The 20,564-nt window shown below is 57.7% G+C and carries 14 protein-coding genes, 2 tRNA genes, 2 pseudogenes and 1 riboswitch; of the genes and pseudogenes, 10 read left to right on the plus strand and 8 right to left on the minus strand.

Annotated features, from left to right (window positions below):
* From AABA34_RS15865 to AABA34_RS15880, 4 genes are read left to right on the plus strand one after another with little or no spacing between them, the layout of a single operon-like run.
* Positions 1–1,290, plus strand: a complete 1,290-nt coding sequence (locus AABA34_RS15865; RefSeq protein WP_338303336.1) for a restriction endonuclease subunit S — start codon at positions 1–3, stop codon at positions 1,288–1,290.
* Positions 1,287–1,910: a hypothetical protein gene (locus AABA34_RS15870; RefSeq protein WP_338303337.1), complete on the plus strand. Its 624-nt coding sequence runs from the start codon at positions 1,287–1,289 to the stop codon at positions 1,908–1,910. Before AABA34_RS15865 ends, AABA34_RS15870 begins: the two co-directional genes overlap by 4 nt.
* Positions 1,910–2,302 carry a hypothetical protein gene (locus AABA34_RS15875; RefSeq protein WP_338303338.1) on the plus strand — a complete coding sequence of 131 codons (393 nt, stop codon included), beginning with the start codon at positions 1,910–1,912 and terminating at the stop codon, positions 2,300–2,302. Before AABA34_RS15870 ends, AABA34_RS15875 begins: the two co-directional genes overlap by 1 nt.
* Positions 2,302–5,292 (plus strand): type I restriction endonuclease subunit R, encoded by a 2,991-nt coding sequence (locus AABA34_RS15880; protein WP_338303339.1) that lies wholly within the window; start codon positions 2,302–2,304, stop codon positions 5,290–5,292. Before AABA34_RS15875 ends, AABA34_RS15880 begins: the two co-directional genes overlap by 1 nt.
* Before the next feature lie 100 nt (positions 5,293–5,392).
* Here AABA34_RS15880 and AABA34_RS15885 read toward each other — a convergent pair whose 3' ends face one another.
* A complete protein-coding gene (locus AABA34_RS15885; protein WP_338303289.1) occupies positions 5,393–6,478 on the minus strand; it encodes an IS5 family transposase in 1,086 nt (361 codons plus the stop codon).
* A gap of 110 nt (positions 6,479–6,588) precedes the next feature.
* Between AABA34_RS15885 and AABA34_RS15890 the strand changes: the two genes are divergently transcribed.
* Entirely contained in the window at positions 6,589–6,762 is a 174-nt protein-coding gene (locus tag AABA34_RS15890; protein WP_338303340.1) for a hypothetical protein, read from the plus strand.
* Here AABA34_RS15890 and AABA34_RS15895 read toward each other — a convergent pair.
* The 3 genes from AABA34_RS15895 to AABA34_RS15905 form a co-directional block, all read right to left on the minus strand.
* The gene (locus tag AABA34_RS15895) at positions 6,759–7,487 is read right to left on the minus strand and encodes a hypothetical protein (RefSeq protein ID WP_338303341.1); all 729 of its coding nucleotides are present in this window, start codon (positions 7,485–7,487) and stop codon (positions 6,759–6,761) included. The two genes, AABA34_RS15890 and AABA34_RS15895, sit on opposite strands and share 4 nt — an antisense overlap.
* Before the next feature lie 508 nt (positions 7,488–7,995).
* On the minus strand, positions 7,996–9,198 hold the full coding sequence (locus tag AABA34_RS15900) for a hypothetical protein (RefSeq protein ID WP_338303342.1): 1,203 nt from the start codon (positions 9,196–9,198) through the stop codon (positions 7,996–7,998).
* Positions 9,199–9,842: 644 nt separating this feature from the next.
* Positions 9,843–10,388, minus strand: a complete 546-nt coding sequence (locus AABA34_RS15905; RefSeq protein WP_338303343.1) for a recombinase family protein — start codon at positions 10,386–10,388, stop codon at positions 9,843–9,845.
* Positions 10,389–10,786: 398 nt separating this feature from the next.
* Positions 10,787–10,888: riboswitch (SAM-I-IV-variant riboswitch) on the plus strand.
* Positions 10,889–11,802: 914 nt separating this feature from the next.
* Here AABA34_RS15905 and AABA34_RS15910 point away from each other — a divergent pair.
* From AABA34_RS15910 to AABA34_RS15925, 4 genes and pseudogenes are all read left to right on the plus strand, one after another.
* Positions 11,803–12,039 (plus strand): annotated as a pseudogene (locus AABA34_RS15910) (transposase); the annotation flags it as partial.
* A gap of 263 nt (positions 12,040–12,302) precedes the next feature.
* Positions 12,303–14,018 carry an ATP-dependent DNA helicase gene (locus tag AABA34_RS15915; protein ID WP_338303344.1) on the plus strand — a complete coding sequence of 572 codons (1,716 nt, stop codon included), beginning with the start codon at positions 12,303–12,305 and terminating at the stop codon, positions 14,016–14,018.
* Positions 14,019–14,051: 33 nt separating this feature from the next.
* Positions 14,052–15,294: pseudogene (locus AABA34_RS15920) on the plus strand (IS3 family transposase).
* A gap of 85 nt (positions 15,295–15,379) precedes the next feature.
* Positions 15,380–16,945, plus strand: a complete 1,566-nt coding sequence (locus AABA34_RS15925; protein WP_338303345.1) for a DUF7017 domain-containing protein — start codon at positions 15,380–15,382, stop codon at positions 16,943–16,945.
* 59 nt (positions 16,946–17,004) lie between these two features.
* Here the strand turns inward: AABA34_RS15925 and AABA34_RS15930 are convergent, their stop codons facing one another.
* The 4 genes from AABA34_RS15930 to AABA34_RS15945 form a co-directional block, all read right to left on the minus strand.
* Entirely contained in the window at positions 17,005–17,514 is a 510-nt protein-coding gene (locus AABA34_RS15930) for a hypothetical protein (RefSeq protein WP_338303346.1), read from the minus strand.
* A gap of 143 nt (positions 17,515–17,657) precedes the next feature.
* Positions 17,658–19,316 (minus strand): tyrosine-type recombinase/integrase, encoded by a 1,659-nt coding sequence (locus AABA34_RS15935; protein ID WP_338303347.1) that lies wholly within the window; start codon positions 19,314–19,316, stop codon positions 17,658–17,660.
* A 99-nt stretch (positions 19,317–19,415) separates the two neighbouring features.
* Positions 19,416–19,491, minus strand: a tRNA-Thr gene (locus AABA34_RS15940).
* A gap of 36 nt (positions 19,492–19,527) precedes the next feature.
* A tRNA-Cys gene (locus tag AABA34_RS15945) sits at positions 19,528–19,601 on the minus strand.
* 176 nt (positions 19,602–19,777) lie between these two features.
* Between AABA34_RS15945 and AABA34_RS15950 the strand changes: the two genes are divergently transcribed.
* The gene (locus AABA34_RS15950) at positions 19,778–20,557 is read left to right on the plus strand and encodes an acyl-CoA thioesterase (protein WP_338303348.1); all 780 of its coding nucleotides are present in this window, start codon (positions 19,778–19,780) and stop codon (positions 20,555–20,557) included.
* The last annotated feature ends 7 nt before the right edge of the window (positions 20,558–20,564 follow it).

Raw genomic sequence — 20,564 nt, forward strand, 5'->3', positions numbered from 1 at the left:
ATGGCCACCACCACAACGCCAGATCAATGGATCAGGACGACCGCTCAAGACATTGCCTCAACTGAACCACGCTCGATTGTTTCCGGACCTTTTGGGTCGAGTATCGGCCGTCGCTTCTTCGTGGAGGATGGCGTTCCAGTTATTCGTGGTAGCAACTTATCGTTTGGGGAAGTCTATTTTCGAGACGAGGGCTTTGTTTTCTTAACCGCTGAGAAAGCTGAGGAGTTTCGCAACTGTCAGGCAGTTCCTGGAGATATTGTTTTCACGGCAGCCGGAACCATTGGTCAAGTTGGTCTGATACCCCCCACCTCCAAGTATCCACTCTATATCATTAGCAACAAGCAGCTTCGTCTCAGACCCGATACAGAGAGGTGCGATCCAAAGTTCCTATTCTACTGGTTCACTCAGCCTTCAATGCGTGCACATATAGAGCAGGCTAATACGGGTTCATCGATCCCGCTTATAAACCTTGGCATCCTTCGCTCGTTACCTGTTTTACTTCCACCCCTAGAAACCCAACGGCGCATTGCAGCGATTCTCGGAGCCTATGACGACCTTATTGAGGTCAACCGGCGGCGGGTGGCGGTGCTGGAGGAGATGGCGCGGGGGCTGTTCGAGGAGTGGTTCGTCCGCTTTCGCTTCCCTGGCCACGAGGATGTACCCATCGTCGATACCCCCGGTGGCCCGCTGCCTGAAGGGTGGGAGTGGGGCACGTTCTCGAAGATCGCGCCGGAGGTCCGCGAAACTCTCTCACCTTCCTCAGTCGACGCTGAGACGCCGTACGTTGGCCTGGAGCATTTACCCCGCCGTTCGACAACCCTGAACAATTGTGGGGCGGCAACAGACGTAGACAGTACCAAGGCCCGTTTTCGTCGCGGTGACATTCTGTTTGGTAAGATACGCCCTTACTTCCACAAGGTCGTTTGGGCACCGTTCGATGGCATTGCTTCGACTGACGCCATTATCTGGCGGCCCGACCCACGCTTAGCAGCAAGGGCGCTTCAGATCGCGAGCAGTGATGCTTTCGTGGCGCACTCAGTGCAGACGTCGAACGGAACAAAGATGCCGAGGGCCAACTCGAAGGTCCTGGCAAACTACCCCTGCGCGATGCCCAGTGCTCATTTGAGCCAGCAGTTCGAGGGTGTGGTCATGCCCATGGTTGAGCAAGCTGCGGTTCTTCAGAAAGCGAACGAGAAGCTCACAGCCGCCCGCGACCTCCTGCTCCCCCGCCTAATCTCCGGCCAGCTCTCCGTCGAGGCTGCCGAACGCCAACTGGAGAACGCTGCATGACAGAGATCACCAGAGACCACTTAGACTGGACCATTGTGGGAAGAATGAGAGTGATGCTCCTCAATCCCAAGGATAGTTTTGAAATCTCTGAAACCTACGCGTTGTTCACCGCGATCCTTTGCTGGGTCATGCAGCATACTCGGATTAAGCCGAAGTACGCCGTCCGTAGCGCAGACAAGGCAGCGTTGGCTCTATTTGGGAAGTTGGCCAAGAAGAACGTCCTTCATGAGGACTGGAGGTTTCCAGCAGAGGGTGTCGAGCGCATCGTATTCCGTTCAGGCTGTCGAATAGCACTCCCTAAGTCAGTGAACTTCGAGAACCAAAATGTCGCTGATGCACTCATCGGTCTCAGAAACGCAACCGCCCATGGAGACATGAGGAATATCGAGCCGATTAACGTGGGGGGCAGCCTTGTAGGTTTCACGTTTTCTTGTGCGAGGTTCTATGAGGAAGGCGGAAAGCGTCGGAAATGGAAGGGCCAGATCACACTGCTCGAAGATGATATGCAGCGTATCGGCGGCGAACTGGCGAGGAGATATTGTAACGCTATCAGGGAGGCGCACAGCCGCGACAGCAACTTTGGTTCAGCCGCAAAGTCAATAGTGGAGGAGGCGGCATAATGAACCATTTGAAGCTGATGAACTCACTCAGGGAACTCAAAGACTGGTCAGGCTTTCTGATCCGTCTTGCTGAACATGCTCCTGAACGGCTGACATTGAGCCAGTCCGTTTTCTTCCTTGAAGCTGCAATCGCAGACCTTTCTGGACGCCCAGCAACGTTCACCGAGATCAAGGAGAAGCATGGCGGGGTGATGAGCCGAAGCCTGCATACGACCTACAAGGTCTTCCTTGGTGAAGAAGGCAGAGAGAGCAAGCGGCAACAGGCGCTCGGTTGGCTGATGCGTGAAACCGATCCTTCCGACAACCGTCGTAAGTACCTAAGGCTGACGGTGACAGGACGCCGGGTGATGGAAGACATTCTCACATCTGGCGAGGCGTTGCTCGAAGCCTAATGGCTCCTTCGCTCTCTGGACTGGTCGCCTCCGAGGACGGCATCGTCGAGCAGCCTGCAATGGCGCTGATGGAGGAGCTTGGCTGGGAGCGTGTGAACCTGCTCCACGATGTGGCTGGGCCGGACAATGCCTATGGCCGCACGAGCCTCAAGGAACCGCACCTTCCCGCACGGCTGCGAGCAGCGCTTCAGAAGCTCAACCCAGGCAAACCCGCAGAGGCGCTCAAGCTGGCCGAGGAAGAGCTGACGCGGGACCGTTCGGCCCTCCAAGCCATCGCCGCCAACCGTGAGGTCCTGAGGCTCCTGCGCGAGGGCGTCAGGGTCGAGGTGAAGAACGATCAGGGCAAGTTCGAGGACGTCCTGATCCGCGTGATCGACTGGAAGAACCCCGCCAACAACGACTTCCTCGTTGCCAACCAGGTCTGGATCGAGGGGGTCCTCCACACACGCCGCCCCGACACGATCGGCTACGTTAATGGCCTGCCGCTGCTGCTGTGCGAGTGGAAGGCTCCGACCCAGCCGCTCGCCGACGCCTACGAGAAGAACCTGAGGGACTACAAGGACGCGATCCCCCAGCTCTTTCACGCCAACGGCTTCGTGCTGCTCTCCAACGGCCTTGAGACCCGCATTGGCGGCAGTCACGCGCCGTTCCAGTTCTTCTCGCCCTGGAAGCGGCTGGAGGAGGGAGGCCCGGAGGACCCCAGCCTGGAGACCATGCTCAGGGCCACCTGCGAGCCTGCCCGCTTCCTCGACATGCTGGAGAACTTCGTCCTGTTCGACGAGGCGAAGGGCGGTCTCATCAAGATCATCGGACGCTACCACCAGGTGCTAGGGGTCAACAGGGCGATCGAGGCTGTTCGTCACATCGAGGAGAACGAGGGGCGGCTGGGGGTCTTCTGGCACACCCAGGGGTCGGGCAAGAGCCTGTCGATGGTGATGTTCGCGGAGAAGGTCCTGCGGCGCATGGGCGGCAACTACACCTTCGTGATCGTGACCGACCGCACCGAGCTTGACGACCAGATCGCGGGTCAGTTCGCCACGGCAGGAGCACTCACCAAGGACACTCAGCAGGCCCAGGCGGGCAGCCGAGCGCACCTGAGGGACTTGCTCGCTGGCAACGAACGCTACGTCTTCACGCTGATCCAGAAGTTCTCGACCGATGACAAAGAGCCAATGCCGGTACTCTCGGAACGCTCGGACATCATCGTGATGACCGACGAGGCCCACAGGAGCCAGTACGCCCAGCTTGCGGCCAACATGCGCAAGGCACTGCCCAATGCGGCCTTCATCGGGTTCACTGGCACCCCTCTCATCAAGGGGGACGAGAGCCGAACCAAAGAGGTCTTCGGGGACTATGTGTCGGTCTACGACTTCGCGCAGTCGGTGAAGGACGGAGCGACCGTTCCGCTGTTCTACGAGGGACGAAAGCCGGAACTCCAGCTTAACTCGGACGAGTTGCAGGAGGAGCTAGACGCGCTGCTCGACGAGGCGATGCTGGACGAGGAGCAGGAGAAGAAGCTCAACCAGCAATTCGGCAGGCAGTACACGCTCATCACCAACCCCGACCGGCTCGACAAGGTGGCGGAGGATGTGGCGCTCCACTTCGCCCAGCGAGGGTATCGTGGGAAGGCGATGTTCGTCGCCATCGACAAGGCTACGGCGGTTGCGATGCACGACAAGGTCAAGGCTGCCGTCGCCAGGATGATCGAGGCCGACGAAAAGAGGCTGAAGACTGCACACGAGGCCGAAGGAGCAGCCATCGCCGAGAGGCTGGTCTGGCTGCGCGAACTCGATATGGCCGTGGTCGTGAGCCAAGGTCAGAACGAGGTCGACGATCTGCGTCAGAAGGGTCTCGACATCCTCCCGCACCGCGAGCGGATGCAGAAGGAAGACCTGGAGACCAAGTTCAAGGACAAGAACGATCCGCTTCGCCTGGTCTTCGTATGCGCCATGTGGATCACTGGCTTCGACGTCCCCAGCATCGGCACGATCTACCTCGACAAGCCGATGAAGTCGCACACGCTGATGCAGACCATCGCCAGGGCCAACCGGAAGTCGGAAGGAAAGACGTCTGGTGTGATCGTGGACTATGTGGGCGTCTTCCAGAACCTCCAGAAGGCGCTGGCTGTCTACGCGGCTGGAAGAGGCGATGGCGAGACCCCGATCAAGGACAAGGAAGAGCTGGTAAAGGAGCTGGAGACAGCTCTGGGGGCCGTGCGGGCCTTCGTGGAGCCGCTCGATTTTGACCCTGATGCAATCATGGAGACGCCGCAGGGTTTCGATAGACAAAAGCTGATCAGAGATGGGGTTGAGGCGCTTGTCGCGCCTGAGGATCGCCGCAGGGAGTTCCTTAGGCTCGCTGGCGCTGTCACACGGGCCTACAAGGCTCTGTTGCCTGATGAGCGTGCGTCACCATTCCTGAAGCCAGTTGCGACCTTCCACGTTCTCGCTGACTGTGTGAGAGCAAAACTCGGCCCAGTCGACATATCGGCAATCTCAGCCAGGATAGCCCAACTCCTCGACGAGAAGCTCGAAGGGGTCGCCATAGTCACTCCCATAGTCGAGGGTGATACCGCCAAGGGCCGTGTGGACCTCTCAGGCATCGACTTCGAGAAGCTCGCCAACCTGTTCGAGACAAGCCCCAAGGTGGCCACCGAGAAGATGCGCGAGGCTGCAGAGGAAAAGGCCAAGAAGATGGCTCAGTCGAACCCCACGCGGGTGAGCTTTGTCGAGCGGCTGGAGAAGCTGGTCGCGGCCTACAACGCTGGGTCAATCGACGCAGAGAAGTTCTTCGATGGCCTGAAGGCGTTCATCAAGAGCTTGGACGCTGAGGAGCAAAGAGCGGCGAGAGAGGAGCTGACCGAAGAGGAGCTGGCGATCTTCGATCTTCTCACCACGCCAGAACCGAAGCTCACCAAAGCGCAGGAGCATGAGGTCAAGAAGGTGGACACCCGCAACAACCACATGTTTTCGGCGCAAACGGTGGGATAATAGATTGAGCAAGCAGAGTGGCTGCCTGAGCGCCTGATTATGGGAGTTTTCCGGTTGCCTTCTGGCCATTTTCTGCCTCGCGTGTGCCTTCCAGACGCACCTATCCGGTGGCGGCTTGTCGTTCATGGAAGATCAGGCGGTCGAAGTTGTAGACCAGGTTCGCGAGGGTGAGCTTGGCCTGGGCGCGGGCCAAACCGATGGTGCGGATGAAGAGCCCGTATCGCCCCTTCTGATGGGCAAAGACATGCTCGACGCGGGCGCGGACCGCTGACTTGGCGGCATTTGCGCGTGATGTCTGCTCGGGCATCGGCTTGCCCTTGGGCTTGCGGCGATGGATGCGACTTTTGAACATATGCCGTGACAGCCACGTCTCGTTCTTTCGGCTGCGATAGGCGCTGTCAGCCCAGACATCGCTAGCCGTGTTGTCCGGATCGATCACATGGCGCAGTTCCCGCCCGTCGCTATGCGCCGCCGAGGTCACCTTGCCCTTTCGGATAAAGCCGAAGCGTCGATCAATGCTGATATGGCTCTTGTAGCCGAACACCGGCGTGGCGATCTGCGGAAGAGGCGTCCCATCGGCGCGGTACCGGACCTTGCCTCCGACCTTGACCGTCCAACGGGCATCGACATCCTTCTGGTGCGCCTTGTTCGGCTTGCCTGGCCAGATCTGCTTTGCTGACCTGCCCGCCTTCACCGCGGCCTTCTCGTCCTCGGTATTGCGCTGCTTGGGAGCCGGCACCAGCGTGGCGTCCACGATCTGCCCGCCCATAGCGAGATAGCCGCGTTCGCGCAGTTGCTGCTCGAAAGCCTGCATCAGCGCTTCGAACGTGCCGCTTGTCGTCAGTCGGTTGCGGTAGTGACGGATGGTGTTCTCATCGGGCATCGTGCCGCCCAGATCGAAGCCGAAGAAGCGCATCCACGAAAGCCGGTCGCGGATCATGAACTCCATGCGGGCGTCGGAAAGGTTGTGCTGCGCCTGCACCACCAGCACTTTGAACATCGAAACTGGATCGAACGGCGGCCTGCCGCCCTTCGCACCATCGCTGTATCCCAGCCCCTCTACCAGCAAGGAGCGGAAACGCTCGAAGTCCACTGCGTCTGCCAAAACCTCAAGTGGATCGCCATCCCGGCTCAGTCGCTCCAGGTGCTCCGAAAGTGAAAACAGGCTCGATGGTTGCATCAGCATTATCTCCTCGCCGACGCTGAATCACATCAGTACGGGAAATGCGAGGGGTTATTGCGGGTGTCCAGGTGGCTCGTGGGCTGTTAGAGAAGCTCCAGGGGCTTGTGGACGCCGTGGACTGGGTAAGGGGGCAGGAAACCAGAGGAAGCGTCTGGACGGCCATAAGGGTGGGCCTGAACGAACTGCCGGAGGACCCGTACCCGCAGGACCTGTGGGACGTGAAGGTCGATCAGGTTTGGGACTTCGTGCTGAGGCGGTATGCGAGTGGCAACGCTCAGCCCAGCTAAACGAAGTACCCAGGTGGCTTGGGCTGCTGCTCGTCATCGATCCAGATGGCGATTGCTTCAAGCCAGTCACGTTCTCCCTCGTTAAGAGTATCCAAAAAGACCGTGACAGCTCCAGGCGGGTTGTTGAAGAACCACTCGTCTTCGAAGGGACCCTCATCGTAGAGCCTGATCCCTTGCCCTAGCAATTTGACTTCTTTGCCCTGCCGGATCTTCTCTAGAGTGACATCGTCAACGAGGATCGAATGTGCGCCTTCTGCTCGGTCGGTAATCCCGTGCGCCGCAGACAAGCTGTTGACATATTCAATGCGAATTGTGTGGTGAGACCCAGTTGGCGGATCTTGGATCACATGGGTTCGGGCGAGCTTGTATCGTGGCTTCTGGTCTAAGTACGTTCCTTCGGCATCGGGCGGGTAGCAGTCCACGATATGTAGTGCAGCGGCTCTGGCTGGTCCTAGCTCAGAGAAAGGCTCGTTGTCATAAATATCTCCTGCGGAGACATAGTAGGTGCCAGCCAAGACCTTGACCTCCACCCGGAATGGCTCTCCATCAAAGCCTAAAGCGTCGTAGGCTTCGATGACTTCAGCGTGTTCATGAATATCATCCCCCATGCCTTCCCCCTCATCCACCTTCGCCATCCGTAGGAACGCCGGATCGCCGCAAGGCATCCCCTGGGTAATATGGTGCCCTACTTTCGATCGTAAGGTGAGGTATGGGGTGCCAGCCATGCTCCGGAGCTGTTTTGTGGGGGTGTAATGGCAAGAGCTGCCAAGTCTCCCCAGTTTGAGTGTCCATCTTCACCATGACTGGGGCAGCTTCATTATCGCCGCCAATCTGTACGATCTCGAAACGACCCGCGCCTGTTTGTCCGGCAGTGCCGCTTAGTGGTCGCGAGCAGCCAGTCACACTCACACATGCGAAGCTCGCCAGCATTAAGGCGGAGAGAACGAGGCGCTTCGGCTGAGGAACCAAGAGACTGCACCCTTTGACTGAAGCGCGTGATGCCATGGGCCATCCTTAGCTGCTGGTTGGGCCTAGTGGATGCCACAAGATTGTGGCCGCTACCAGACTGAATAGGCTGCGGACTTTTCGTACTGTATTGCTCTCTGCGCCTTCGGTTCTTCTTCCGTGTTCCTTGGTCTCCCAAAGACACAGTGGCAGGGGGGAGTGGATGATTACCACCCCCACACTGAAGCTGTAGGCCCCTCAGGAACTGCAAGTTACCTTATGGTTCGCTTAGTCCTTCGTGGTAACCTTAGGGGCCACCAGGGAAGGGTGTCCCGTAACTCCCTCTACCTGGTCAGCGAAGGCCTGTAGCAGTGCATCGCGGGCCTCACCGAGCTTCGATCGCGGAGCGATTATCGCGTCGTGCATCGGAAGCACCGCGATACCCCGCTTTAGCATCAGGTCTTCCATAGCGAGACGGAGGATTTCGGCCTCATGATATTGGAGGTCCAGCGTGCCGAATCCGCAGGTTTTCAAGTCTACAAGAAGCGGATGGCGACTGGTGACAGACGCGCCAATCTCGCTAATGGGAAACTCGTCGCTCAGAAACCGTCCAGGGCGCTCGGCCTCGTAGTCGGCCTGCGCAGCTTTGGACCACTGGCGAGGTCTTGGGTTCGAAGCACCGATTGCCTGCGACACCCAGGCCTTCACGACGGCCCTTGGCCATCCTGGGATCGCGTAAGGATCATCGTGGGGGTCGAAGGGCCGCTGCTGAAGCGCGTGGACAAGGGTTAGGTGGGAAGCTCGAAGGTCAACCTCTTCGACGGCCTCCCCGTTCAAGCGGATCGTGGCCCTTCGCTTGTCCGCACCCCAAGCCTCATACAGGTGGCCTCCCGGCAGCGAGTAATAGCGGCCACCTTTGTTCCAATCGAAGTCAGCCTGGTCGCCGTTATTGAAAATGCGCCTCAAGCCGAGGAAAGCGAAGCCGTCGACTGCCTGCTCTGCGAGGAAGTCATTCAGCTGGTCGATGCCTGTCAGGATCGAGCGGACCTTCGGCTCATCGGGACTGAACGGCCAATCTTCAACGTCCTTCTTCTTCCCGGCGACCCGGCCACTCTTCTTGCGCAAGACGAGGCGAGGGACGTCGACAACAGTCTTGATGGGCTGTTCGCCTGTCCGTCGCCAGTGGACACTCCAGTCTGCACTTGAGATGCCGAACGATACCGCCAGTGATATGGCCGTGTCGGTCAGCTTGTAAGTGGTGGCATCACCGCCCCGAACCAGGAAGTTGTCGAACGCTGGATGCCACCGTGGCTTTCCGGTCGAGACGAGTAGAAGTCCAGCAGCCCTGAGGGCATCTCGTACGTTTATGAAGATGTCATAGGCAAACCCGAGGCGTTCCTTGTTAAAGCTGCCCTTGGATGCGCCATGCAGACCTGCGGGAACTTGGCGTCCGTCGCTCCCAACAGATTGTAGGTCGAACAGGTCTGCCATAAGCGCACCGGTTGCGCGTGTCAGCTTCTCGACGCTGCTTGGCCTTTCGGTCCTGCGCGGTCCTTCAGCCCTCGCTGCGCTTCTCGCTGGCAGGATGTGATGGTCCAGAAGATGATTGACGAAAGCGGTCGCCTGGGGTGACTTCGGGGCACCCAGAAGCGCCAGCGGAATAGCTCGTTCGCGCTCTGTAAAAGCTAGCGAGCCTGCGTTTTCGGACACTCAGTTTGCTTTCGAATGATGGAACCAAGATGGTCGTTTAGTCTCTTGGGTGGCCGCATAGTCAATGCGGTGGAGGTAGGACAGACCCACTGTGTACAGCTTGCCTAGCTGCCTGTAATCGGCCCAGAAGGCCAGCTTCAAGCCATTTCCACTGCCCGATTATTTCCTGAACAACTTTGTGGGTGAATGCGGCTCTCGTGCAGCCCCTCTGACGCCTCATGGACGGCTAAAACCGCATCGGCTCGCCGTCCCAAGCCAGCGCCGGAATACAATCGCTCCTCTTAGAGACCGCATGGGCCTTCAGTATCTGGCCGACGCGGCTCGAACTCAGCCCGAATGCTCTTGCGATGTCGGCTTGAGCATAGCCAAACTCATAGGCCTTGCAGATAGCCGTGTCGCGTTCTGCCTTGGTGCGCATGTCCACGCTATGCAGCCAGCGCACGGTAGACCGACGCTCTTCCGATCTTGAGCTGCCTGCTGATTTGAGTCGGGTTGAGGCCCTCCTCCTTGAGGCGGCGCACGTCCTCGACGGGCACGGAGGGCTTGCGCCCTTTGTAGACGCCCTTGGCCTTGGCCTTGGCGATACCTTCCATCTGGCGCTCCCTACGAAGGGCGGTCTCGAACTGGGCGAACACCCCAAGCATCTGGAGGAACGCAACGCCAGCTGGAGTGGAGGTGTCTATGGGTTGCTCTGTGGCTTGGAGGTAGGCCCCCTTGGCCCTGATGGTCTCCACGATGTCCTCAAGGTCCTTTACGGATCGCGCCAGCCGGTCGATGCGGGTCACCACGAGCGTGTCGCCTTCGCGCAGGAACTCTAGGACCGTATCGAGTTGGTCGCGTCCTTGCCTGGTCGTGCCGCTCTTGGTCTCTGACCGGATGATGGTGCAGCCTGCATCCTTGAGGGCCTCCTCCTGGATCGTGCAGTCTTGATCGTCAGAGCTGGCCCGTGCGTAGCCTATCGTGGTGGTCATGGTGAATGTGTCTCAATAGCCTCTAAGACCAAGACTGCTAAATGTCCAAAATGCCAATGTCAATCCTAATGAGACATTCGATCTGTCTCGTGCCAGTGTATCCCTGAGGTATACTCTAACGATACAGAGGCAGAGCAGGTGGAGGAATGGCAACCTGGCATGGCAATTCGTAGGGTCCCCTTTGGCGGCCTGATGGTACCAAACGCTCCCACCACATACACATTTTCGAACAGGCGGCTTCGCTCGCGGTAATCCACGCAGGTCGGACCCCGCTTTGCAGCACGCTTTGGTCCTAAGCTGGGCTCATAATATCGGCGGTAAGGAGTGATGTGTCGTGCCCTACCGCCGAACATTCCAACTGTTTTCGGTTGTAAAGCGATGACGATTGGGCTTAGCTGATTGCGCATCAAGAAATGAGCTGTTGCTCATGCCAACCTGCCCGCCCGGGCAAGGTGGAACCTGGAAGGGGATGCGGCTGAATGGCAACCAAACGGGCGTCCAACGCTGCTCCCTTTCATCGCACGGCTGATGCTGAACGAAAGGATGCATGTTGATGTCGTTAAACTGCGAATTGGAAAAGGGGCAGGCAGCTATCTGCTGCGCTCACGCCAAGTTTAGCCATAAGGAGCCGCTCCATGGCTAACTTGATCCGACCTCTAACGGGCGTAGGGCCTGATGCGGACGCATGCGCACGTGGTGAGCAAGGCTTTCCCTACGTCGTGATACGTCTAGCGGCTACGGTTTATCAGTGTGAACGGTTTGCGTTGGGGCAGGGTTCGCCATCAGCGCGAATAGCCCGAAATAGCTCGCATCTGATCCATCCAGGAGTAGACGAGGCAACTGGTGCACTCGATGCAGACGCTCGTAGGTTTCTTGAGGTTACCGCACTGAATGCTGTCCAGAAATTTGGCTTTCGCATGTCCATTGTCTACGCAGCCGATGATTGCGTATACCTAGAACCCGATCGATCAGTGAACCGGAGCAAGGAACCGCCCTCTGGCGGCATCTCGCTAACTGTTGACTTCGGCAAACCCCCTCAAAGGGACACCGGCTAAACCGAAATCATATCGGTCGATCGCAAATTGAGCCAACTCGAAAATCCCGTGTATCTACAAAGCGGGCCATCGCTTGCTGAAATATCCTATCCCCTATTTCCCAGATAGGGAAAGAAGATGGTGACATTTTGAGGGTAGTAGTGCAGGTATATCAATTGGATAGAGGTATTTTTGAGGCGGTCTGGGGATGCGCGCGGCGGGTGAAGCAGAAGCGGGAGTTTTGCGGGTCGATTTCGGCCGCCGTGTGAAGCTGGAGTTTCAAAGGGCTGCTGGCGTTTCGGGAACTCGATGACGCGCTGGGCCTGAGCGCGCTGGCGGATTTGGCGCTCAAGGATATCTGTGCTGGCAGCAACTGCCGCCATGGCCTGGCCTACAACCTCTCCAACTTCCTGCGCACCCTCGTGCTGCAGCAGGAGGTCGAGCACTGGTCACTGACCTCGATTCGCGAAAAGCTGGTGCGGATCGGTGCGAGGCTTGTCCATCACGCGCGCTATGCTGTGTTCTAGATGGCGGAGGTAGCAGTGCCGCGCGCTCTGTTCGAGCGCATCCTGGCCAATATCGCCGATCTGCGATGTAGAACGCCCGCCCCATGCTGACCGCAAGCTCCCGCGTCTGCATACTGCAGGAAAGATGCGCCTGCAATGCGCACAATCAGGCCGGATTTTGTCCTAAACGCCAGCTCGCGACCACATGCGCCAGCCAGATCGGCGCGAACCGAAACAGGAAGGCTCAGTTGGCTTGCCATGATGGCGTCCCCCTTGCGATCTCATCTCCAAAGCGGCAAATCTGGAGGCCATGTGGGAAATGTCGGCTGAAGGGTATTTGGCGTAAGTAAACTGCAAGCTAACACATGGAAACAATGACTGAAGCCGTTGACAACTTCGGATTTTTGAAAAGCGTTTGGCCAGATCTTTATGATCTCGGCTCGCGTGCGGAAAGTGCTGCACAAAGCGAGCCTGATATTACCGCCGTTAGGCTTCGGTCCTACTCCGAGCGAATGGTCGAAATGCTTTTCGAACATTACGACCTTACGTTTTATGCCGGTCAGACGCACGCGGAGCGGCTTAATCTTCTCGAGAAAAGTGGGCTCCTGAACCGACGCCTCCTGGCCAAGCTTCAGGCCATCCGGAATTTTGGGAACCGTGGAGCGCACGGACGGAAGGTATCGACTTCGCAAGCCGAAGACCTGACCGTCGATGCCTGGGCTTTGGGTTGCTGGTTTGCCAGACTGTTACGGCCGGATATCGAGTGGATTATTCGCCCTTATTGTCAGGGCAGCCCAGGGTCGGATACTCAACCTGAAGCTTCTGACCAAGGTATTCCCGAAGAGAACGACCAAGCCGATGCCCCCTCCAACGTATTTCGGTTCCCGCAGGAACGGATTCGCAGGATACAGGACGAAGTAAGCTTTGCCCTCTCCCAAGTAGATCCGAATGTGCGGCGCTTGCGCACTCGCATGACGTTGCGCGAGGCTTTTCTCGCAGACCTCAATAAGGATCAGAAGAAATGCGCGGATAAGCTCGAGGCATTTCTCGCAGACCCCTCTGCGCGAGTGTTTCTACTGAAGGGCGATGCAGGTGCAGGCAAAACCTTCATGGCAAAGGGGCTCGTCGAGTATATGTCTGCCCAAGGACGAGGATATCGACTGGCGGCGCCAACTGGCAGGGCGGCGAAGATAATTGCTGAAAAGACAGGTCGGGATGCCCGCACACTCCACAGTCTGATCTACGACTATGGGAACATCCGAGAATTTGATGGATGCGACGGCTCAGATCTGGCCACCTTCAAGGTGTATGCAGACATCGCCACAAACCGCGATCCGGCAAATACCGTATATTTAGTCGATGAAGCATCGCTGGTTTCTGATGATTACTCTGAGTCCGATTTCTTCCGGTCAGGCAGTGGCTATCTACTGCGGGATCTATTGAACTTCGTAGGCTTCAACGCCACTCATAACGACCGGAAAATCATCTTCATCGGTGATCCAGTCCAGATCCCACCTGTCGGAATGAGCACTTCGCCGGCACTTGATGTGGAGTATCTTGAAAAACAGTTCGGGATCGAAGCTCACGAATATCGACTTACCGAGATCGTCCGACAAAAGGCAGATAGCGGTATCCTCATGAACGTCGCACAGCTTCGAGCTGGCGTTGAGAAGAGTGTTTACCGCGGTTTGAGTTTCGATTTTTCAGACGACGTTGTACGTTTGACATCGGAAGATCTCCTGCCGGAGTATCTCAAGCTCATACGCGACTCTGACGAAGAGCTTCCGATTGTCATTGCTCGCTCGAATGCCGAAGCGGCCGGCTTCAACAAGGCTGTTCACGCGGAAATCTTTCCAGATCAGAACTCTGTATGCGCCGGCGATAGACTGATCGTCACCAGCAATACAATTGTCGGCGGCCAATTCATCGCCAACGGTGAGTTTGTCGATGTAGTTTCTGCCGAGCCAATGGTTGAGAGGCGGAGTGTAACCCTTCGCACGCGCATCGGCACTTCTGATCAGACCGAAACGGCCGAGGTAACACTGGTCTTCAGAGAGTGGTCTGAGCCCCTAGATTTCCTCCAGCGATAAGTAGAGTCCGGCCCTGACAAGGAGACGGACGATATGAAGCGAAGCAGGTTCAGCGAGGAGCAGATCATCGCTGTTTTGAAGGAGCAGGAAGCGGGGATGCCAACGGCGGATGTTTGCCGCCGTCACGGGATCAGCTCGGCAACCTTCTACAAGTGGAAGTCCAAGTATGGCGGGCTCGAGGTGTCGGACGCCCGTCGGCTGCGCCAGCTGGAGCAGGAGAACGCGCGGCTGAAGAAGCTGCTGGCGGACTCGATGCTGGACAACGCCATGCTCAAGGAGATCAGCGCAAAAAAGTTTTAGCGCCCGGTGCCAGACGGCAGGCGGTGGCTCATCTCCAGGAGGTCTTCGAGGTGAGCCAGCGTCGTGCCTGCACGGTGCTGGGCGTGGACCGGACCATGGTGCGCTACGTCAGTCGTCGGCCTGATGATGCGAAGGCGCGCGAGCGGATCAGGGAGCTGGCCAGTCAGCGACGCCGGTTCGGTTACCGGCGGCTGCACTGGCTGCTGTGCCGGGAAGGATGGGCGATGAACCACAAGAAGTTCCGGCGGCTCTATCGTGAGGAACGGCTGCAAGTGCGCCGCCGTGGTGGTCGCAAGCGGGCCTTGGGCACAAGAGCGCCGATGACGGTGCCTCAGGGGGCGAACCAGCGTTGGAGCCTCGACTTCGTGTCTGATGCCTTCGCTTGCGGGCGCAGGTTCCGGATCTTCGCCGTGGTCGATGACTACAGCCGGGAGTGCGTGCGCCTGATCGCCGACACGTCGATCTCCGGCGCAAGGGTTGGGCGTGAACTCGATGCAGCGGTCTTCGAGCGCATGGCGCGGCCCCACACCATCGTCAGCGACAACGGCACTGAACTGACCAGTATGGCGATCCTGCGCTGGTCGAAGGAGCGCAATGTCGAGTGGCACTACATCGCGCCGGGCAAGCCCTACCAGAACGGGTTCATCGAGAGCTTCAACGCCCGGCTCAGGGATGAGTGCCTGAACGAGACGATCTTCACCAGCCTCCCCACGCTCGCCAGGAACTGGAAGCCTGGCGGCACGACTACAACCACTTCCGGCCCCACTCGAGCCTCGGGAACCGAACCCCGGCCGAGATCGGGGCTGGATCAGCGGCCAACCGTATCGGGGGCATGCCCCGATACGGTTGTTGCCATCACGCCCAGCAATGGGCATCAAAACGGCCCAAGGCTCTACTCGTAGCTGGTAGAAACTTCGGGCTCAGACCAGTATCCCCACAAACAAATCACAGAGCTGCGCAAGGCGGGCAAGCTTGACGAGGCATACGAGTTAGCTGTCCGAACGGTAGCCAGCGATCCGAGTAAGTGGAATATCGGAGCGCTGGGGTGGGTTCTCATCGGCTTGGTAAAACGAGAGGCGAAAAACCCAAATTCGGATAGCTTTCGTCGTTTTATTCGAGAGCTGAGCGAACTCGACATCCCAGAGGCTGACGAGCTTCTATCAGAGCATCGGTCACAAGCTATAGCGCTTGCAACGGATGATGGGCGTAAATTCAACGAGAAGCGCCTATCTGCACGAACGGCTTATCAAGCCGGAAGATACGAAGATGCCATTTCTCACTATGTAGAATTGTTCAGGCATGGTCAAATTCAGGATCAGGACTTGTTCTCTTTTGGATGGGCGTTGTCACGAGCAATCCAAGAAATTCTGAGCACAAGCAAACAATCGAACTTTTCTGACATCCGCGTGGGGCGCGCAAGGAAATATCTGAATTACTACTTCAAGATCGGCCTGAAAGGACCGGAACTTCTCCATACCATTATTCTCAAGCATGCCCTGGCGCTGGCTAAAGAAGGGTATCTTGAGATCATCCCATTCCTCCAGCTGTGGGGTGCACAAGCATTCAGGCCGGAAGACTGGCAGCGAGATGTCCTAGTATCAGAAGAAGTTGGTGGGGGATCCAAGGGGAAAAAGCGAACTCTTCCAGCGCTTGTTGAGAGCGTGTTTATGCGGGCGGCTAAGGAAGCCCTCAGATCGAAGCAGAAGGACCATGTCGATTTCGTGCTTCCTCAGCTAGAGAAAGTTGCCGAACGGTTCCCCGACAACGCGCACCTGAAACGATATCAGGCTGAACTTCTCCACGTTATTGGCCGTAACGACGAAGCTCTGGAAAAAGCGCTGGCTTTCGTCCGTTCCATGTCGCGCGAATACTGGGCATGGGAAGTTCTTGGTGATTTGGTTTCGGAAGTTGATGTAAAGCGGGGCTGCTACGCAAAGGCCCTGCTGACTTCATCCAAGGAAGAGTTCATCGGCAACCTGCGCTTGAAGTTCGCAGAGTGCATCTGGCGTGAAGATCCTAGGAGAGCCCGTGGAGAGGTCGAGCAGGTCATTCGGTGCAAACAGCAGCAAGGATACAATATCCCGAAAAAGGCAGAAGAGCTTTCGAAGCGGTCATGGTTTGCCGACGCAAAGCCAATCGAGCCTTCCGTCTCCTTCTATGAAAAATTTGTCGCTCCGGCGGATTCCTATCTCACCGCGCAGATACCTGTTCAATTGGCGGTCGTGGATTGGATAAACGAGGAAAAGAAATTCTTCCACTTTATCGTGAACAAAAGCCTTGATGGTATCTGCTTGTTCTCGAAATATCACGGAACGCCGAGAATTGGTGATATAGTCGCGGTTCGCGTAGAACCTCTCATTTTGGAAGGCAAAAAGAAGACAAACGTTCTTACGATCGAACCTTCGGGCGATTCTGCTCCTTCTCACCTTTTGAAGGATTTTCGTGACCGCGTTCGTGTAAGCAATGGGATGGGTTTTGTGGAAGATGGGACATTCATCTCGCCGGCCATTATTACTGCGGAGAATATTATGGACGGGCAAGAAGTCGCCGGTCGAGCAGTGCTAAGCTATGATCGAAAGAAGGCTCGCTGGAGCTTCGCGGCGATTGAAGCTAAAGGAGTTCGATAGTTTAAAACCTCATGAGTATAGTTGAAGAGTGTATAGTTCCGATGGGACTTTCTTGCCTTTCACCCAGCCAGTGAAGTAGACCGCCCCCTCAGTCTGAAGTGCACCTGCAATCTGATTTGCATCAGTCCTTCGAACAGCATAATCGGCGAGGAGCCGCGGCCAAGTCTACTTCCAAAGCAGACCCGGTTCATTCGCTGCCAGAACCAGTAGGGCCTCTCGAGCATTCTGTCGCTGCCGCTCCAGAAAATGTCGATGATTGACCGAATAGGGCTCCCACTCCGTCCCGAATAAAAACCTATACCATCCTCAACAAGCTTGCCCTGCGTCCGCTGACTAGCGGCTTCAGCCTGCGCTTCCAGCGCCTTTACCTGGCATTCTCGCAACACTTCGATTCCCGCTGGCTCGCGGGTGCCATATACGAGGAAGTAGAGGGTGCGATCCTTGGAGCCATGACGGACATCAACGTCAGCGGCATAGCGAAATCCGAACACATCCCGCACGGCTTCCTTGAAGCACAGAAGGAGCGCTTCCTTCCGAACTGCTGGGCCTTCATCATCAGCTTCCGCCAATCAATTACGCCAGTCAATGCCAGGGAGGAGCCGATCATAGGTATCGGCCAACGCTGGCAGGTTCGTCCAGCGGTTGGCGAAGTCATACATGAAATTGAAGACCGCCTCGGTGCGCGGCCGCGCTTACAGTGGGCGAAGCGCCCCTATATCTCGAACCGTGGGATTTTCTTTATGGCCTCCGCTTTAGCTGCTAGCGAGGGACTACCGTAAGCGCGACCCGTCGTCTTTGGGGCATGCCCTTGGATCGCATCCACCAGGCGCTCCTCGATACCTGCGTCGTACGACAGCGACTTGAACGTGTGCCTCCAAGCGTGGTTCGGTTTGATATCGGTGTCCTTGATCCCGACTTCCTCACGCACCCACTGAGCCAAACGCTCCCCCACCTTCTTGAAATGTCGGCTGCTGTCGCTTTCGACCCTTTGCGCCGACGGGTTGTAGAACATCGGCCCTCTGCCCACAGCCTCAACGACTTTGAGGAATTCCTGCTCGACCAAATGGGGATGCAAGGGCACAACTCGCGCTTCTTTCGTCTTCACAGAACCAGCTTCGGGTGTGATCCGCACAGCCCAGATGCCATCCTCCTCGAACACATCCTCCGCTCGCAATTGGCTGAACTCGTTCACGCGAGCACCGCTGTAGGCGCAGAGCCACGGTATCCATCGCCTAGCTCTCGCGTGGGTGGCAGAAAGGCGGCTGGGCGTCTTCAGGAGGGTCGCCCTGAGGATCGCCTCAGCCTCCTCTGATGTGAAGCTCCGGTCACGTCGCTTCGGCTTCTTCGGTATGCGCACCGTCACGCCCTTGGCCACGTTCAAGGGTAGCAGCTGTTCCTCCACTGCCCAGTTAAGCGTGGCCCTGACAGAGGTGATATACTTGTCCCGCACGGTCACCGGATCGCGCAGGGTGCCTTTACGGGTTTTTTCGGCGAGCAACTCGTCACGCCAGCTTCTCAGGTCCGACGTGGTGAGCTTTGCCGCATCTTCATGCCCCAGCCACTCAACCAAGCGAGCCAGGTATCGCCGCCACTCATCTCTCACGCCAGGAGTTAACCCCTGACTGGCAGCGTACGCATCAAACGTCTCCATCAAGGGAACCTTGGATGTCGACCTGACCGCCTCTGCGGTGTCCTGTGTGGGTTGTTTGAACGGTAAGGCAGGCGTCACCACTTCCTTGCCATCCAGCCGCTCCAGCTTCGTTTCTGCGAGCCGGATTGATGCATCATTGAGAGCACGACAGAGGCGTTGCATCCCTTGGACATCCAAAGGATCGACCACGAGACCTTGCGCCTCCAACAGATACTCGGCCTCTTCCTGCAGGCTGCGCATGATACCTTCAAGGTCACCAGCAGCGCGAAGACATTTGTGGTGATCGAGGCTCCATAACGCCGTCTCACGGGTCTTTAATGCCCACCTCAGTGGGTCGTCGGGATGCCAGCTCGCTGCAGCAGCCGCTCCTCGCTGTTCAAGGTCGCGCACGATGTTCCGGTACAGCTTGCGCTCCTCAGTGTCCCATCGGGCCTCTTCGTCAGCCTCAAGCCCCTCAGCGAGGTATGTTTCGGCGAGCCATGCAATGGTGGGGGCGTCAAGGACATCGAAGGCCCTATCTCGTGCCTTCTCAGCCATTCTGAACAGCCGCTCATATTCATCCTCCGCAGATCGACGGAGCTGGTCGAACTGGGGATCATCAGGCTTCCCAAGGGACCGTTTGACGAGTTTCTGCCCGCCTGGAACGAACGGCTTTAGGGAGGCGGGGAAGTAGCGTCGGTAGTCACATCGACCTGACGCATGCACCACGATGTAGCTCAATACGAGACCCACTTATTGTACCTCCGCGTTGTACCGTCGCGGAGCAAGAAAGCCTGATTTTCCGTACTTTTTTAGGGAAAGCAATCCCTTAGAGGAGCGTGGTGCCGCTTACGTGACTCGAACACGTGACCCCATCATTACGAATGATGTGCTCTACCAACTGAGCTAAAGCGGCACTCTATCTTTTGGCGCCTTCCCAGAAAAGAGAAGGTGGAGGCCCGAGCCGGAATCGAACCGGCGTATACGGATTTGCAGTCCGCTGCGTCACCACTCCGCCATCGGGCCGAGCCGCCCTGAAACAGAGCGGAAGCGGCGCACTACCGATTCGGCGACAGAAAGGCAATGTGGCTTTTGCGTTGCGCGTCATGTCACAGCCGGACCGGCCTGTCTTGCGCGACAGCGCCGGACCTTACGCAACGTCACTCTGGACCGCGCGCATCCTATTGGGCAGATGCGCTGGCATGACCATTGCCAGCCTGTTGGAACCCATAACCGGAAAGCCCGGTCCCGCCCGCCTCGACAATGCGAGCGACTGGATGCAAGGGCGCACACTCTATGGCGGGGCTTCGGCGCTTGTCGCCTTCACCATGGCCCAGCGCGCCTTTCCCGACCTTCCGCCACTGCGCGCCGCGCAGATCGGCTTTGTCGCCCCGATCGGGGAGGAAATCGAGCTTTCCGCCGAAATCGTCCGCGAAGGGCGCAATGTGACCCAGATCCGCAGCGAAATCCGGAACGAGAAAGGCGTGGCGCTAACGGCGTTCTGGTTGTTCGCAGCCGATCGGGAGGCGAACGCCCTGCGTCCTGCGGATCCCCCGGAGAACTGGCCGGGCGCACCGTCGGACAATGCGCCTGCGATGCAAGGGCAAGGGCCCAGCTTCATCCAGAACAATTTCGAACTGCGTTTCGGACAGTCAAAGGACGCAGATCATGGCGCGACGATCCGGCGCTGGGCGCGTCTGACAGAGGAACACGATCTCGATCCTGTCAGCAAGCTGGTGCTGATGGGTGATGTCATGCCGCCGGGCGCGATGCGCATCATGCAGCGGATGGGGCCGATCAGTTCGATCAACTGGTCGTTCAATGTGCTTGATCCGCACACGCAATCCGACGGAGGATGGTATCTGGCGGAAAACGCCAGCCAGCACGCCGATGCTGGCTATTCGTCGGAGCGGCTGCGGATGTGGGACACGAATGGCCGTCAGGTTCTGGACGGCCTGCAATGCGTCGCAGTGTTCGGCTGACGCTGAG

The organism is Erythrobacter sp. Dej080120_24, assembly GCF_036322605.1.
Classification (GTDB): Bacteria; Pseudomonadota; Alphaproteobacteria; order Sphingomonadales; family Sphingomonadaceae; genus Erythrobacter; species Erythrobacter aurantius.